Annotated in this window: 14 protein-coding genes; 7 read left to right on the forward strand and 7 right to left on the reverse strand. The window is 54.5% G+C overall.

Annotated elements, in window-relative coordinates:
• Positions 1-154 precede the first annotated feature (154 nt).
• The 3 genes from FD744_RS24605 to FD744_RS24615 are packed head-to-tail and all read right to left on the reverse strand — an operon-like array spanning position 155 to position 2,213.
• Positions 155-958, reverse strand: coding sequence for a hypothetical protein (locus FD744_RS24605; protein ID WP_058959045.1), 804 nt, complete (start codon positions 956-958; stop codon positions 155-157).
• Between the two features lie 9 nt (positions 959-967).
• Positions 968-1,420 (reverse strand): universal stress protein, encoded by a 453-nt coding sequence (locus FD744_RS24610; protein ID WP_034825207.1) that lies wholly within the window; start codon positions 1,418-1,420, stop codon positions 968-970.
• 7 nt (positions 1,421-1,427) lie between these two features.
• Entirely contained in the window at positions 1,428-2,213 is a 786-nt protein-coding gene (locus FD744_RS24615) for an IclR family transcriptional regulator (protein ID WP_034825209.1), read from the reverse strand.
• A gap of 150 nt (positions 2,214-2,363) precedes the next feature.
• Here FD744_RS24615 and FD744_RS24620 point away from each other — a divergent pair, with 150 nt between their 5' ends.
• From FD744_RS24620 to ypdK, 3 genes are all read left to right on the forward strand, one after another.
• The gene (locus FD744_RS24620) at positions 2,364-3,965 is read left to right on the forward strand and encodes an MFS transporter (protein WP_034825211.1); all 1,602 of its coding nucleotides are present in this window, start codon (positions 2,364-2,366) and stop codon (positions 3,963-3,965) included.
• Positions 3,966-3,970: 5 nt separating this feature from the next.
• Positions 3,971-4,999, forward strand: coding sequence for an HlyD family secretion protein (locus tag FD744_RS24625; protein WP_058959049.1), 1,029 nt, complete (start codon positions 3,971-3,973; stop codon positions 4,997-4,999).
• Positions 5,000-5,201: 202 nt separating this feature from the next.
• On the forward strand, positions 5,202-5,276 hold the full coding sequence (gene ypdK, locus FD744_RS26015) for a membrane protein YpdK (protein ID WP_100701370.1): 75 nt from the start codon (positions 5,202-5,204) through the stop codon (positions 5,274-5,276).
• Positions 5,277-5,316: 40 nt separating this feature from the next.
• On the opposite strand, the gene alaC is transcribed toward ypdK, so the two are convergent.
• Both alaC and FD744_RS24640 read right to left on the reverse strand, forming a co-directional pair.
• A complete protein-coding gene (gene alaC, locus FD744_RS24635; protein WP_038645618.1) occupies positions 5,317-6,552 on the reverse strand; it encodes an alanine transaminase in 1,236 nt (411 codons plus the stop codon).
• Between the two features lie 118 nt (positions 6,553-6,670).
• On the reverse strand, positions 6,671-7,195 hold the full coding sequence (locus FD744_RS24640; RefSeq protein ID WP_160869926.1) for a GNAT family N-acetyltransferase: 525 nt from the start codon (positions 7,193-7,195) through the stop codon (positions 6,671-6,673).
• Positions 7,196-7,694: 499 nt separating this feature from the next.
• Between FD744_RS24640 and FD744_RS24645 the strand changes: the two genes are divergently transcribed.
• Positions 7,695-9,386, forward strand: a complete 1,692-nt coding sequence (locus tag FD744_RS24645) for a sensor histidine kinase (RefSeq protein ID WP_160869934.1) — start codon at positions 7,695-7,697, stop codon at positions 9,384-9,386.
• Positions 9,383-10,108, forward strand: a complete 726-nt coding sequence (locus FD744_RS24650) for a LytTR family DNA-binding domain-containing protein (protein WP_097116535.1) — start codon at positions 9,383-9,385, stop codon at positions 10,106-10,108. The genes FD744_RS24645 and FD744_RS24650 overlap by 4 nt, the downstream gene beginning before the upstream one ends.
• Positions 10,109-10,141: 33 nt before the next feature.
• On the opposite strand, the gene glk is transcribed toward FD744_RS24650, so the two are convergent.
• Positions 10,142-11,107 carry a glucokinase gene (gene glk / locus FD744_RS24655; protein ID WP_160869928.1) on the reverse strand — a complete coding sequence of 322 codons (966 nt, stop codon included), beginning with the start codon at positions 11,105-11,107 and terminating at the stop codon, positions 10,142-10,144.
• Positions 11,108-11,408: 301 nt separating this feature from the next.
• Positions 11,409-13,064, reverse strand: a complete 1,656-nt coding sequence (locus FD744_RS24660; RefSeq protein ID WP_160869930.1) for an alpha-keto acid decarboxylase family protein — start codon at positions 13,062-13,064, stop codon at positions 11,409-11,411.
• 213 nt (positions 13,065-13,277) lie between these two features.
• Between FD744_RS24660 and mgrA the strand changes: the two genes are divergently transcribed.
• Both mgrA and FD744_RS24670 read left to right on the forward strand, forming a co-directional pair.
• Positions 13,278-14,270: an L-glyceraldehyde 3-phosphate reductase gene (gene mgrA, locus FD744_RS24665; RefSeq protein WP_160869932.1), complete on the forward strand. Its 993-nt coding sequence runs from the start codon at positions 13,278-13,280 to the stop codon at positions 14,268-14,270.
• A gap of 159 nt (positions 14,271-14,429) precedes the next feature.
• Positions 14,430-14,777 (forward strand): DUF2502 domain-containing protein, encoded by a 348-nt coding sequence (locus tag FD744_RS24670; RefSeq protein ID WP_058959054.1) that lies wholly within the window; start codon positions 14,430-14,432, stop codon positions 14,775-14,777.
• The last annotated feature ends 152 nt before the right edge of the window (positions 14,778-14,929 follow it).

The following is a 14,929-nucleotide window of genomic DNA, read 5'->3' on the forward strand; positions in this document are numbered from 1 at the left end:
TGAACGATATCGAGAGCCTGACTGAGAAGCATAAAAAAATCCGTAATCCCTGAGAGATTACGGATTCTTGCAGAACTGCCGGATCGTTCAACCGATCATTTTTGTCTTAACTGATCGGCATTACGCGCTGAGCGGGCTTTTTTTTACGCGTAACCTAACCGGTAAGGCTGACCATCTTACGCAAAAGGTTGGCGGACTGTTTGGCAGGCAATGCGAGAATGCCGCTGTAAAGATCAATCGACATGGCACACATGGCGCTGCGATCAACGGCAGTATCAGCAGGCATGTTGAGTTGCTGAAGTTTATCACCCCACTTGCCGTAAAGTTTCTCCACGACGCTCTGCAAATCACGTTGTGCGCCCTGCTGATCGATCGGTCGCTCTTCGCCTGTGCTGTTTTTCAGGAGCATATCTAACGCCAGGGCATCACGCTGGTACAACGTCGGTGACAGCGCTTGTTGCAAATTGATGCCGCCATTTACTTGCGGGTAAAGGAAGCGGAAGCAGCGTTGTGGCTCCGGTTGCTGCAGTGCCTGCATCTCCTGCACTGACACACGCAAATAATTGAGCAGCGTCTCGTCATCTGCACGCGCCATACGCTGATTAACCAGATCCATCAGCCATCCACGTAACTCGCCCAGCGCCTGGTCAGCAGGCACGCCTTCCATACGCTTGTGCAGTAACTCGCGATTAAGCATTTGCCACAGCGCCGGCTCCTGTGTTTTGAGCTGACGATAGCCGGGTGCGAGGCTTAACTGATTTGCCACCTCGCTTTCCAGCGCCTGTCGCTCCTGACGTGGATGTAACCAGCTAAACCACAGCATATTCGCCAGGATTAACGGCAGTAAAAACAGCACTAACCCCTGCCATAAGCGGAGTGCCGTGGTGCGGATCAGAACGATGATAATCACCGCCAGCAGCGCAAACGCCGCCAGCGTGATAGGTAAGAGGGAAAACATGGAGCGTGATTAATCCTTGCGAACGTCAATCAGAACCGGGCAGTTGGCGCGCTCAATCACAGCCGCACTCACCGAACCTTTAAGTAAGCGATTAAAAGGAGAAAGATGACGGCGACCGATGATGATCATGCTGGCCTTCAGTGCATTGGACTGCGCCACAATGGTTTCCGCGGCTTCACCGGCCAGAATCAAACCTTTGGCAGCCACACCGGCACGCAGTAGCGGGGCCAGCGCGTGACGCACCACCATTTCAGCGGTATTTTGTTCATCTTTTGCCGCGACGAAATCATCTGGATCTTCGCCCGCATCGATTTCGATCGGCTGATTGCAGGATGAATAAGCGGGATCAACACAGCACAACACCGTGACCTGAGCCTGTTGCGCCAGCGCCTGTTCAATGGTTAACGCGATGACTTTTTCTGCCACCGGTGAATTATCAATGGCCATCAGCAAGGTTTTCATCAGTTGGTTATCCTTCCACAGCGGTCATTTTGCCAATTTCGCGAATCAGCGCCTCTTTGCATTTCATGATTTCATCACGATAACGCGCTTCCTGTTTATGAAAACGCGCCGTCGGCACCAGCAGCGAAATGGAGAAGCGACCGAATAGCGTGTCAATCGCCACCGCCATGGTGGAAATTCCTTCCAGTGTTTCGCCACGATCAATGGCCAGACCGCTGTTACGCACCTCAGCAATCAGCTCCAGCAGTTGTGGCAAAGTTTTCACCGTCATTTCGGTCAACTCTTTATAGGCTTCGCCGACCATCACGCGCACATCTTCATCACTTTCCAGTGCCAGCAGTGCACGACCGCCTGAAGTGCTGTAGAGCGGGAGATTCAAACCGATGCGTGGCACCACGCGCAATTCCCGGGATGCCACCACATAGTGAACAATCGCTAACTGCGTGCCACTGGCGCGTGCCAGCGAAACGGTTTCGTTGATGTCGGCTGAGAGTTGTTCCAGAAACGGACGGACGATTTCGACCACATCACTGTGCACGCTGGAGATCAGCTTGAGCAGTGCCGGTCCCAGACGAAGCCCGCCCGCCCCGCTGCTGCGCACCAGTTGCGCGCTATCCAGCGCAGCGATAATACGCTGCACCGTTGAACGTGGCAGATCAACCACCTGCGCAATTTCGCCCAGACTCATGCCGCCCGGATGTTCACCCAGCGCATTCAGAATTTTTGCCGCACGCGCGATGACCTGAATGCCACCCGCTTTTTCATCCTCACGGCTTGAGGGAAGTTCAACCATTGTGCGTTCCTTTTTGGCCTGCCCTACTTTAGCGCGAATGACCGCACTTTTACACCCTGTATCACATTGCAATACATCCTACCGAGATGTAAGATGAGACATGTATCACATCGCAATACACTGCATCAATAATAAAACGAGACACCTGTTATGAACGCCCAGCCTGTTGCGGCTCCGGCTCCCCATCCGTTTACCTTGCGCCTGGCGCTGGGATTGGTTGGCGTGCTGATTGCTGCGCTCACCTCCGGATTAAATGACCGCGTGACGGATATTGCGTTGGCGGATATCCGTGCCGCCATCGGCATTAGCTACGATCAAGGCAGCTGGATCATTTCCGCTTATCAGGCGGCAGAAGTGGCCGCGATGATGATCGCGCCGTGGTTTGCCGTGACCTTTTCCCTGCGTCGTTTTGCTCTGGCGGTTTCCGCTGGCTTTATGCTGTGCGGTTTGCTGCTGCCTTTAATGCCGAACGCCACGCTGTTTATTGCGCTGCGCGTGATTCAGGGTCTGTTTGGCGGTGCATTGCCACCGTTACTGATGACCGTGGCACTGCGTTTTCTGCCGCCGCCAATCAAGCTTTATGGCCTTGGTGCCTACGCGCTAACCGCCACCTTTGGTCCCAATCTCGCCGCCACGCTCGCCGCTTTCTGGACCGATGAAGTGAGCTGGATGTTCGTGTTTTGGCAAGTTATCCCGTCAATGCTGATCGCCATGCTGTTGATTGGCTGGGGCTTACCGCAAGACCCGCTGCGCTTCGAGCGTTTTAAGCAGATAGACCTGTTCGGCATGCTGACCGGTTGCTCAGGCATGGCGCTGCTGATTCTGGCGCTGACGCAAGGGGAACGCCTTGACTGGCTCAGTTCACCGCTGTTTGCGGCGCTATTATTGAGCGCGCTGGCATTGCTGACTGTGTTCTTTATTAATGAATGGTTTCACCCGTTGCCGCTGTTCAAATTGCAGATGCTGCGCCGTCACAATCTCGCACACGGTTTGCTGGCGCTGGCGGGCGTGTTGATTCTGTCGCTTTCCGGATCCGCGCTGCCCTCCGCCTATCTTGGCCAGGTGGAAGGTTTTCGCACACTGCAATTCGCGCCGCTGGCGTTAACCATCGGCTTGCCGCAATTACTGATCGCCCCACTGGTGGCAGCACTGCTCAATATCCGCTGGATTGATTGCCGCTGGATGCTGACTGCTGGTGTGACGCTGCTAGTGATCTCCTGCCTGATGGGCATGAACATTACCAGTGACTGGGCGCGACAGAATTTCTGGGTCATCCAAATTTTGCAGGCTTTCGGTCAACCGATGGTGATTCTGCCGGTGTTGATGAGCGCCACCAGCGTGGTTGCGCCACCGGAAGGCCCATTTGCCTCCGCGATGTTCAATACGGTGCGCGGTTTCTCCAGCATTGCCGCCAGCACCCTGGTGGAATGGTTTATCAGCCACCGGGAACAGTTTCACTCCAGCGTGCTGGTGGGCAATGCCGCCAGTCGCCCCTGGCTGATGACCGCGCCCAGCAGCGCCCAATCCAGCAGCAGCTTTCCTTTATTACCGGATGGCAGCGCCAGTAGCGCAGAGAACCTGAGCGGTTTCGCGACACTGCTGAAGCATCAGGCGATGGTGCTCAGCCTGAGTGACTGCTACCAAATGCTGATTGGTTTCGCCGCCCTGCTTTTACTACTGACTGCCTGGTTGCCAAAACGTGTCTGGCCGCCACAAACCCTGATTCAACCTGTTACGACGACGTCGAGATAACTGATATGCAAGCTTTTGCCTTGAAAAGAACGGTGCTGTTGAGTGCCCTATTAATCGTGTTGCTGGCCATGGCCTTTTTTGTCTGGTCATCAATGACCGGCAACGATCATCGCACTGATGATGCCTATGTAAATGCGGATTACACCCTGGTGGCGCCGAAGGTGTCCGGCTATATCGCCAGTGTGAATGTGCAGGATAACCAGCGAGTAAAAGCGGGCGAACTGCTAGCCACGCTTGACGATCGCGATTACCGCGTGGCGCTGGAAACGGCGCAGGCGAATTTGCAGGTCAGCGATGCCAAACGCCTGAGCAGCCAGGCTCAACTGGAGCAGCAGCAATCAACCATTGATGAAGCCAAAGCGACCCTGGCGGCGAGCCAGGCGTCTGCGCAATACGCGGGACAGAGTGCGGCGCGTTATAACCAGCTGTATAAAAGCGGCACCATTGCCGCAGATGAGCAGCAGAAAGCCAGTTCAACCCAACGTTCAGCGTCTGCTGCTGTGCGCCAGAGTGAAGCTGCACTGGCTGCATCGATGAAACAGGTTGGTGTGTTACAAGCGGCCGTGCGTCAGGCAGAGGCCGATGTGACAGCAGCGCAGGCCAGCGTGGATCAGGCGAAGTTGAATCTCTCTTATACGCGGATTGTGGCACCGGTAGACGGTATGGTGGGCCAGCGTTCGGTGCGATTGGGCGCTTACGTTAGCGCCGGAACGCGTTTGCTGGCGGTGGTGCCCTTGCAGCAAACCTATATCACCGCCAACTATCTCGAAACTCAGCTGGCCGATGTGCAGCCGGGACAGAGAGCGGTGGTGAGAGTCGATGCGCTGCCTGGCAAGACCTTTACCGGTCATGTTGACAGCATTGCACCGGCAACGGGCGCGACCTTCTCCGCCATTTCACCGGACAATGCCACCGGTAATTACACCAAGGTGGTGCAGCGTTTACCGGTGAAAATTGTGCTGGATGCCAACCAACCCGATTTGGCACAACTGCGTGTGGGCATGTCCGCGATACCGGAAATTGACGCCCGATGAAAATGTGAGCAATCTCTCAGAACTGGCCTATTTATTTTCGGATCGATTGCGCGTAAATTAGCGCTCGATCCTGTTCTGAGTTCGCTTGGAACCACCTGAGAAGAAAGCGTGCAGCGGTTATGAACTTCACCTTTCTCTTATTCTGTTCGGGTTACGCTGGATTGGGATCACCAGCATGGTAACCGCTCAGAGGAGTCGTTTTGTGAGATATGCTTTGATGGGAGTTTCTTTCTTCCTGTTAATCTGGGTAGGCACTTTCGTGCTGATGCTCAAATAAATCCTGCCAGGCGGGGCGACCAAAGTCGCCCTTCTTAGTTTTACTCTTCTTCTTCCAGCGCTTTTACCGTTCCCGGCAATATACCATCCGCACGGAACATGGCTTTGATGCCACGTACCGCCTGACGAATACGATCGCTATTTTCAATCAGGGCAAATCGCACATGGGTGTCACCGTAGTCACCAAAGCCGATGCCCGGTGAGACGCACACTTTGGCTTCCTGCAGCAGCAGTTTGGCAAACTCCAGCGAACCGAGATGCGCGTAGTGATCGGGGATTTTCGCCCAGACGTACATTGAGGCTTTTGGCAGATCGACCATCCAGCCCGCTTCATGCAGCCCTTTCACCAGCACATCGCGACGGCGTTTATACTGCTCGGCGATATCACGCACGCATTGCTGATCGCCTTCGAGTGCGGCAATCGCCGCGACCTGCAGCGGGGTGAAGGTGCCGTAATCGTGGTAGCTTTTGATACGCGCCAGCGCGGATACCAATTCTTTGTTACCCACCATAAAGCCGATACGCCAGCCTGCCATATTGTAGCTTTTCGACAGCGTAAAGAACTCCACCGCTACGTCGCGCGCTCCCGGCACCTGCATAATCGACGGCGCTTTCCAGCCATCATAGGTGATGTCGGCGTAAGCCAGATCGTGGATGACCAGCACGTTGTACTGTTTCGCCAGCGCAATTACACGTTCGAAGAAGTCGAGTTCGACGCACTGTGAAGTGGGATTCGAAGGGAAGCCGAGGATCATCATCTTCGGTTTCGGATAACTTTCGCGAATGGCGCGTTCAAGCTCGTTGAAGAAGTCAACGCCTGCCACCAAGGGTACGGAACGCACTTGCGCACCGGCGATCACCGCGCCGTAGATGTGAATCGGGTAGCTAGGATTGGGCACCAGGACAGTGTCGCCATGATCGAGCGTCGCCAGCATCAGGTGCGCCAACCCTTCTTTGGAACCGATGGTGACGATGGCTTCTGATTCGGGATCGATCTCCACCTGATAGCGATCTGCGTACCAACGCGAGATGGCGCGACGCAGGCGAGGAATGCCTTTCGAGGTGGAGTAACCGTGCGTGTCCTCGCGTTGCGCTACCTGACAGAGTTTTTCCACGATGTGTGGCGGCGTGGGTCCATCCGGATTCCCCATTGAGAAATCGATGATGTCTTCGCCGCGCCGACGCGCAGCCATCTTCAATTCAGCGGTGATGTTGAATACATACGGGGGAAGGCGTTCAATACGCGAGAAACGACGGGGTGTGCTGTTATCAGCCATGATGTCCTCTGGTTTACGTAGGCGCCCGGACCGTCCGAGCGACGCTGGTCACTGCGGTGACCAAGGTAAGAACATAACGCGCTGATAACAGAATTGTCGAGAGCAACAGAATATTTTTTTAATGTTGCGGATTCAGGCGACCCAGCACCCAATCGTTTACCCATTGGTCGTTTAGCAGATAATTATCCCGAAGGGTGCCCTCAAGTGTGAAACCATTCTTTTCCAGAATGCGTCGGGACGGCCAATTCCCCTCTATGACCAGCGCTTTGAGTTTATGAAATTCTGCTTGTAGCAAGAATTCGCACAGTGCCTTGAGCGCTTCACTGCCATAGCCGTTTCCGGTGAAGCGATGGCAGAGCATGTAGCCGACCTCAGCTTGCCGATAAGGCTGCCATTCGGCACTGCATCCAAACAGGCCGATAGGTTCATTGGTTTCGCGCAGGCGTGCCACCAGGCACAGCATGTGGAAGCTGGTGACTTGCCAGGGCGCGAGGCGTTCGGTGAAGCGCTGGCGTATGTCGTTTTCGTCAGGAATTTCACTGACCCAGGTCATGGTGCCGGGATCTTCGTGTACGGCTTTGAAGATTTGCCAGTCTTCGGGTTGTAAGCGTGTCAGGGACAAGCGAGGGGTAAGAAGTTGCATTGCTGCGCTCCGCGAAATAACTCATGGCAACATAGCAAACCGCGTGATTTACAACCAGCGTTCTGCGTGGGGATAACTAATCCTCTTTTTGTTACTCAAGTTTTCCTCTTTTTGGGGAGTGTGGGGGATTTTAGGAGTTGGGAGTTGGGAGTTGAGAGTTGGGAGTTGGGAGTTGGGAGTTGGGAGTTGAGTTGATAGTCGCTGTTGGTTGGGTGCCAGGGCCAGAACGGGCCAGCCCGATCGCAAAGACAACACGCATCCCTGCAGATCGGCTGGGCCATCCATGGCCCAGACGCTTTGCTCTTCGGGCTGGCCCGTTCTGGCCTTGAGCTGAATGCGTTGCTGTTTTAAAACACCAGTGAGAATTTGGCAGGAAAATTGATCTAAACCATGAGAAGTGTTTTGCAGGTGCCGCGGCGCTGGCAGATCTTGATCACATTTTTTATCATAACCTCACCCTGGTTCACTCCGAGAGATGCCCTTGCCTTCCCACTTCGACATGCTGCTGGCGGTATTTGACCGCGCTGCGCTGATGCTGATTTGTCTGTTCTTCCTTACCCGCACGCGGGTATTCCGTCAGCTGCTGCAAAAAGATGAGCATTCGATCAAAGAGAAAGTGGTGGTGACGGCGATTTTCTCGCTGTTTGCGCTGTTCAGTACCTGGTCGGGCATTAACGTCGATGGTTCGCTGCTGAACGTGCGTGTGATTGCGGTGATGTCCGGCGGCATTCTGTTTGGCCCGTGGGTTGGTATCGCTACCGGGGTGATCGCGGGCATCCATCGTTATCTGATCGATATGGATGGCGTCACGGCCGTGCCTTGCCTGATTACCAGCATCGTTGCCGGTGTCGCTTCTGGGTTTATCAATCGTCGCGTGAGCAAAGAGCAGCGCTGGCGCGCCGGTATTCTTGGCGGCATGCTGTGCGAAACCCTCACCATGTTGCTGATTGTGCTGTGGGCTCGACCGATGGCGCTGGGCTTTTCGATTGTTTCTGAGATCGCCTTACCGATGATTCTCGGTGCATCAAGCATTGGCTTGATTGTGCTGTTAGTGCAGAGCGTGGAAGGAGAAAAGGAGGCGATCGCGGCGCGCCAGGCCAAGCTGGCACTGGAGATAGCCAATAAAACGTTGCCGCTGTTTCGTCAGGTGAATAGCCAATCGCTGCGTCAGGTGTGCGATATCATTCGCAGCGATATTCATGCCGATGCCGTGGCCATCACCAATACCCAACAGATTCTTGCCTACGTCGGTTACGGTGAGCATAACTATCACAACGGGGATGATGGCATCAGCCCTACCACGGCGCAGTCGATTGCGAGCGGCAAAATCATCATCAAGAATAATGATGAGGCGCATCGCACCAAAGATATTCACTCGATGCTGGTTATTCCCCTTTGGGAAAAAGGGGAAGTCACAGGCACGTTAAAAATCTATTATCGTCGAGCGCATCGCATTACCGGATCGCTAAAAGAGATGGCCATTGGTTTGTCGCAAATTATCTCCACCCAGCTGGAGGTATCGCGCGCGGAGCAGTTACGTGAGATGGCAAATAAAGCGGAATTGCGTGCTTTGCAGAGTAAAATTAACCCGCACTTCCTGTTTAATGCGCTGAATGCTATCTCCTCTTCCATTCGTCTCAATCCAGATACGGCACGTCAGTTGGTGATCAATCTGTCGCGCTATTTGCGTTACAACCTTGAGCTGAACGATGACGAGCTGATCGACATTAAAAAAGAGCTGTGGCAGGTGAAGGATTACATCGCGATTGAACAGGCGCGTTTTGGCGACAAGCTGTCGATGATTTATGACATTGATGAAGATCTGCACTTCACACTACCGAGTTTGCTGATTCAGCCTCTGGTAGAGAATGCCATTGTGCACGGGATTCAACCCTGCCGTGGCAAAGGCGTGGTGACGTTGAGTGTGAAAGATCTCGGGGAGAGTGTTCGCGTCGCGGTGCGCGATACGGGCGCGGGTATCAGTGAAGAGGTGATTGGCCGGGTGGCACGCGATGAGATGCCGGGTAACAAAATCGGGCTGCTTAATGTGCATCATCGGGTGAAGCTGCTTTCTGGCCGGGGTCTGAGCATCACGCGTCATCATCCGGGAACGGAAATCGCCTTCACTCTGAGCAAAAACGGTCAGCGTCTGGCTGCACCGTTGAGCCATATCACGGAACCCAGCGCGTGAAAGCCATTATCGTCGAAGACGAGTTTCTTGCTCAGCAAGAGTTGAGCTGGATGATCCAGCAGCACAGTCAGATCACTATCGAAGCCTGTTTTGATGATGGGCTGGAAGTGCTGAAGTATCTGCAAAACCATCGCGTCGATGTCATTTTCCTCGACATCAACATTCCTTCGCTGGATGGCATGCTGCTGGCCCAAAACATTAACCAGTTTGCGCATAAGCCGTTGATAGTGTTTATCACCGCATGGAAAGAGCATGCGGTGGATGCGTTTGAGCTGGATGCGTTTGACTACATCCTTAAGCCCTATCATGAGTCGCGTATTATCACCATGCTGAACAAGCTGGAGGCCAGTGCACAGCAGCACCTCGCACAGCCATCCACTCAGCAAAGCGCGCCGCAAACCGTTAATCTGGTGAAAGATGAGCGCATTATCGTGACAGATATCAACGATATTTATTATGTTGAAGCGCACGAAAAACTGACGTTTGTTTATACCCGCCGCGAAGCGTATGTGATGTCGATGGCGATCAGTGAATTTTGCAGTCGCCTGCCGGAACCGCTCTTTTTCCGCTGTCATCGATCGTACTGCGTCAATCTCAGTAAAATTCGTGAGATTGAGCCGTGGTTTAACAATACCTATCTGGTGAAGTTACGCGATTTGGATGCGCAAGTGCCGGTGAGCCGCAGCAAGGTAAAGGCGTTTCGCCAGTTGATGAGGTTGTAAAGCGAGCAGCAGGACGCTGCTCGCCGGAACAGATTACAGCACGCGACCCAGCGTTTGGCGCAAATGTGCACCCGCGCCCAGCAGGCCTGGCTGATCGTGGGTGATCATATACACCGGGATATCGACCAGATAATCACGGAAGCGGCCTTTGTCTTCAAACGCGGCGCGGAAGCCGGAGGCTTTGAAGAAGTCGAGGAAGCGCGGCACAATTCCCCCCGCAATGTACACGCCACCAAAGGTGCCGAGATTGAGTGCCAGGTTGCCACCGAAACGCCCCATGATCACGCAAAACAGCGACAGCGCCCGACGACAATCAATGCAGCTATCTTTTAATGCACGCTCGGTGACATCTTTCGGCTTGAGGTTTTCAGGCTCACGGCTGTCAGATTTGACGATGGCGCGATAGAGATTCACCAGACCGGATCCTGACAGCACGCGCTCCGCAGACACGTGACCCAGTTCCGCACGCAGCACTTCGAGAATTTCACCCTCTTCTTCGCTGTTCGGGGCGAAGTCAACGTGACCGCCCTCACCCGGCAGGCTGATCCAGCGCTTATCCACGTGCACCAGATGGCTCACGCCTAATCCGGTGCCGGCACCGTAAATGGCAATCGGCTTGCCTTCTACCGGCGCTTTGCCGCCAAACTGAATCACTTGATCGTCGGTCAGCATCGGGATGGCCATCGACACGGCGGTGAAATCATTGATGATTTCCAGGCTGTCGAATGCCAGGTGTTCTTTCATCTCGCGCGTTGAGAATGCCCAATCGTGATTGGTCATCTCCACCCAATCACCGGTGATAGGACAGGCAATTGCGATACAGGCATGCTTAATGTCCAGCTTTTGTTCGTCGAGATAAGCACGAATCACCGCTTCGAGATTGTCGTAGTCTGATGTTGAGAATGTTTTGGCCTGGGAGATGGCACCGGTTTCCACCTCACACAGGGCGAGACGGGCGTTGGTACCGCCCACATCGCCGACCAGGGCGTATTTTGTCATTCTTCTGCTGCTCCGCTTGGGTCATAAACAATTGCAGGACACTATATAAGAGCCTGCCAATAAAACAATAACGCCCACCAGCACGATGGGCGTAAACACTTCGGGTGCGTGCCACAGCCTGACAATCAGCGGCTTCACTGTATAGAGGCAACTTTCCGAAACTGCGGGCTTATCACGTCAGGCGTTATCGACGCAGCCTCACAGAAAACGGACGATGCGGAGAAACCGAAGCGTAACGAGTGTACGTGAGGATTTCAGGCACCGCCTGGTCTAAAACGACAAAGCCTAAGCCGGATAGTGGCTAGCCGCCGTTACGCTGGTGCAGAGCTGCAGTGACTTTACGCAACAGCGGCGGCAGATCTTGTTTTTCCATCACCACTTCCACCAGCGTCAGGCGACGCTGACGCATTAATTGCTCCATTACCGCCGTTAACTGCACCGTTTCGCTCACTCGCCAGCTTTGTGCCGCACACTCTACGCTCATCGCATGTGGCAGCGCAGTCCAGTTCCATTGTGCGATGTCGTTGTAACGCTGTTCAGCGCCGTGAATCGCCCGCTCAACCGTGTAACCGTCGTTATTGATCAGGAAAATAATCGGCTGTTGCCCGTCACGCTGCATGGAACCCAGCTCCTGGATCGTCAGTTGCGCTGAACCGTCACCGATAATCAGAATGACGCGCCGGTCGGGTTGTGCCGTTTGTGCACCAAAGGTCGCCGGTAAAGTATAGCCAATCGATCCCCATAGCGGTTGCACCAGCAGTTGTGCTCCCGGTGGTAAACGCAGCGCGGCGGCACCAAAGGCGGCCGTGCCCTGATCGGCCAGGATGATATCACCCGGCAGCAGGAAGCGCTGCATCGCCTGCCAGAATGCGCGCTGACTGATTACCGCATCATCGTTTTGCTCAATTTCTTCGCAAGACGCAGTGTCGGCCAGTGCCCAATGTATGCAGTGGCGTTGATAAACGGGCAATAATGCGGCGAGGGCTTGGGCCATGCTAAGCGGCGCAAAGCATTCTCCGCCCACCGTGGCGTGAAACGGTTGCAGGTCGATAACGCGCTCAGCGGGTAACTGCTGGGTGAAACCGGCGGTCAGGGTATCGGTAAACCGCACGCCGACGCACAGCGTGACATCCGTCTCTTCAATGGCCCGGCGCACCGCATCGCTGCTGCCTTCGGCAGCATAGGTACCCACATAGCCGGGCTGCTGTTCATCGAGCACGCCTTTGCCCATCAGTAATGTGGCGGCGGGAATGGCGCGGAGTTGGCGGAGTGCAAACAGCGGCGATTGCAATTGCCAACGCGAAGCGAGGAAATCGGCCAGTAACGCCACGCGCTGTGCAGGAGCCAGTAAGCGTTCAGCGGCAGCAGCAAAAGCTGTCGCAACGGCGGTCTCCTGATGGACAGGCGCAACGGGCTGAGCATCAGGCACCGTAATCTCCGTCGCCGCGACATCCACCGCCAGCAGCAGATAGCCGGGCCGGTGATGGTTAAGCGCTTCCGATATCACACGGTCAATTTCTTCAACCGCATTATCCGCAGTCAGCACCGCGCTGGCGGTACTTACCTCTTGTGCCATGCGCAGGAAATGATGGAAGTCGCCGTCCCCCAGTGAATGATGTACACAGTCACCTTGCTGCTGCGCACGACTGGCTGGGGCGCCAACAATATGAATCACCGGGACATATTCGGCATAGCTGCCCGCAATCCCATTAATCGCACTCAGTTCACCCACGCCAAACGTGGTGAGCAGTGCAGCAGCACCGTTGCAACGACCGTAGCCATCCGCCGCGTAGGCGGCATTGAGTTCATTGGCGCAACCGACCCAGGCAATCTCAGGATGAGCGATAACGCTGTCGAGAAATTGCAGATTGTAATCACCTGGCACACCGAACAGATGACGGATGCCAGTTTGCTGTAAACGGTGCAGTAAATAGTCGCCAACGTTGAGGGTTTTCATCGACAGCTCCTTCTTAAGGGGATGATCGAAGTATCAGCGATGTGGCTGAATTGGCGAGATTTTCACCATCAGCGCATGGTGATTTGTGGCAAGCAATCGTTACGACGACAGAAAATTCTGTAAGTTGCGATCTTCGGCGCGTTTCGGCTTAGTGTAAACGCATACACTGCTATGCTGATGTCACTTTCTCCCTTTTTGAGACAGGAACGCTGCATGTCTGTATTTCCTCATCCCGACCGCTATCAACAGATGCAATATCGTCGCAGTGGCCGTAATGGCCTGAAATTACCGGCCATTTCGCTGGGTTTATGGCACAACTTTGGCGACAGCACCCGTGTCGATAACAGCCGTGAACTCCTGCGCCACGCTTTTGACCGTGGCATCACGCACTTCGACCTCGCCAACAACTACGGCCCCCCGCCGGGATCCGCCGAATCCAATTTTGGTCGCATTTTGCGTGAGGATTTTGCCGGACTGCGCGATGAGCTGGTGATCTCCACCAAAGCCGGTTACACCATGTGGGACGGCCCTTACGGCGACTGGGGCTCACGCAAGTATTTGATTTCCAGTCTGGATCAGAGCCTGAAGCGCATGGGGCTGGAGTATGTCGATATCTTCTACCACCATCGCCCTGACCCGGAGACACCGCTGGAAGAGACCATGCGTGCGCTGGATCAGGTGGTGCGTCAGGGTAAAGCGCTGTATGCCGCCATTTCCAATTACCCGGCAGATAAAGCGGCCGAAGCGATTGCCATTCTGCGCGATCTGGGCACGCCTTGCCTGATTCATCAACCGAAATATTCCATGTTCGAACGTGCACCGGAAGAGCAAGGTCTATTGGATGTGCTGGGTGATAATGGCGTCGGCTGCATCGCCTTCTCTCCGCTAGCGGGTGGTGTGCTGACCGATCGCTATCTGCAAGGCATCCCTGAGGATTCCCGTGCCGCCAGCGGCAGTAAATTCCTTAATGAGAGCCAGTTGACGCAAGAGAAGATGGAAAAAGTGCGTAAGCTGCAGGCTATCGCCCAGCAGCGTGGGCAGAAGCTGGCGCAAATGGCGCTGAGCTGGGTGCTGCGTGATGCACGCGTGACTTCGGTGCTGATTGGTGCAAGTAAAACTGCGCAAATTGATGATGCCGTTGAGATGCTAAGCCAGCCCGAGCTGACAACTGAAGAGATCGAAGCGATTCATAACATATTAGTGTAAACGCTTACCTACCCGGCTCAGGCCGGGTATTTTCCGCAGCAGAAAATTCTCAATTCAGATTTCCCGCAACGTTTTCAGACTCACTCTCAAGGCAACACTGGACCGATGTGGCACACTAGCGCAACGGTGGCAGTGATAAGCCACTGAAAAGGAGAAGTTATGAAACGTGCAATTTTGTTTGCCGCCTTGCTGGCAACACTTTCACCCCTGGCGATGCACACAGCAGAAGCCAACAGCGCCACCCTTACATTGGCTCCGGGTGTCACGCTGCATCTCGGCGATCGCGATCGTCGTGGTTACTATTGGGATGGCGGACGCTGGCGTGAGCCGCGCTGGTGGAATGACCGTTATCGTTATAACGATCATCGCTGGTGGCGTCATGAAGAGTGGCGTCGTCATCAGGCTTACGAACGTGAGCGTGAACGCCGCTGGCATGAACGGGAACGCCGTGAGCATTGGCGCCATGACCATCGTCATGATGACAGGCATGATCACCACCACCACTAATACAAAAATCCCGGCCTGATAGCCGTAATGCCGATCAGTTAAGACAAAAATGATCGATTGAACGATCCGGCAGTTCTGCAAAAATCCGTAATCTCTCAGGGATTACGGATTTTTTTATGCTTCTCAGTCAGGCTCTCGATATCGTTCATCAC

The sequence above is a fragment of the Pantoea sp. Taur genome (assembly GCF_009830025.1).
In the GTDB taxonomy this organism is placed as follows: domain Bacteria; phylum Pseudomonadota; class Gammaproteobacteria; order Enterobacterales; family Enterobacteriaceae; genus Pantoea; species Pantoea communis.

What these genes read in the sequence shown, in the direction of transcription:
- FD744_RS24620 (WP_034825211.1), top strand. Translation starts at nt 2,364, where the DNA reads ATGAACGCCCAGCCTGTTGCGGCTCCGGCTCCCCATCCGTTTACCTTG.
- glk (WP_160869928.1), bottom strand. Translation starts at nt 11,107, where the DNA reads ATGACAAAATACGCCCTGGTCGGCGATGTGGGCGGTACCAACGCCCGT.
- FD744_RS24645 (WP_160869934.1), top strand. Translation starts at nt 7,695, where the DNA reads ATGCTGCTGGCGGTATTTGACCGCGCTGCGCTGATGCTGATTTGTCTG.
- alaC (WP_038645618.1), bottom strand. Translation starts at nt 6,552, where the DNA reads ATGGCTGATAACAGCACACCCCGTCGTTTCTCGCGTATTGAACGCCTT.
- FD744_RS24640 (WP_160869926.1), bottom strand. Translation starts at nt 7,195, where the DNA reads ATGCAACTTCTTACCCCTCGCTTGTCCCTGACACGCTTACAACCCGAA.
- FD744_RS24610 (WP_034825207.1), bottom strand. Translation starts at nt 1,420, where the DNA reads ATGAAAACCTTGCTGATGGCCATTGATAATTCACCGGTGGCAGAAAAA.
- FD744_RS24605 (WP_058959045.1), bottom strand. Translation starts at nt 958, where the DNA reads ATGTTTTCCCTCTTACCTATCACGCTGGCGGCGTTTGCGCTGCTGGCG.
- FD744_RS24625 (WP_058959049.1), top strand. Translation starts at nt 3,971, where the DNA reads ATGCAAGCTTTTGCCTTGAAAAGAACGGTGCTGTTGAGTGCCCTATTA.
- FD744_RS24615 (WP_034825209.1), bottom strand. Translation starts at nt 2,213, where the DNA reads ATGGTTGAACTTCCCTCAAGCCGTGAGGATGAAAAAGCGGGTGGCATT.
- mgrA (WP_160869932.1), top strand. Translation starts at nt 13,278, where the DNA reads ATGTCTGTATTTCCTCATCCCGACCGCTATCAACAGATGCAATATCGT.
- FD744_RS24670 (WP_058959054.1), top strand. Translation starts at nt 14,430, where the DNA reads ATGAAACGTGCAATTTTGTTTGCCGCCTTGCTGGCAACACTTTCACCC.
- FD744_RS24660 (WP_160869930.1), bottom strand. Translation starts at nt 13,064, where the DNA reads ATGAAAACCCTCAACGTTGGCGACTATTTACTGCACCGTTTACAGCAA.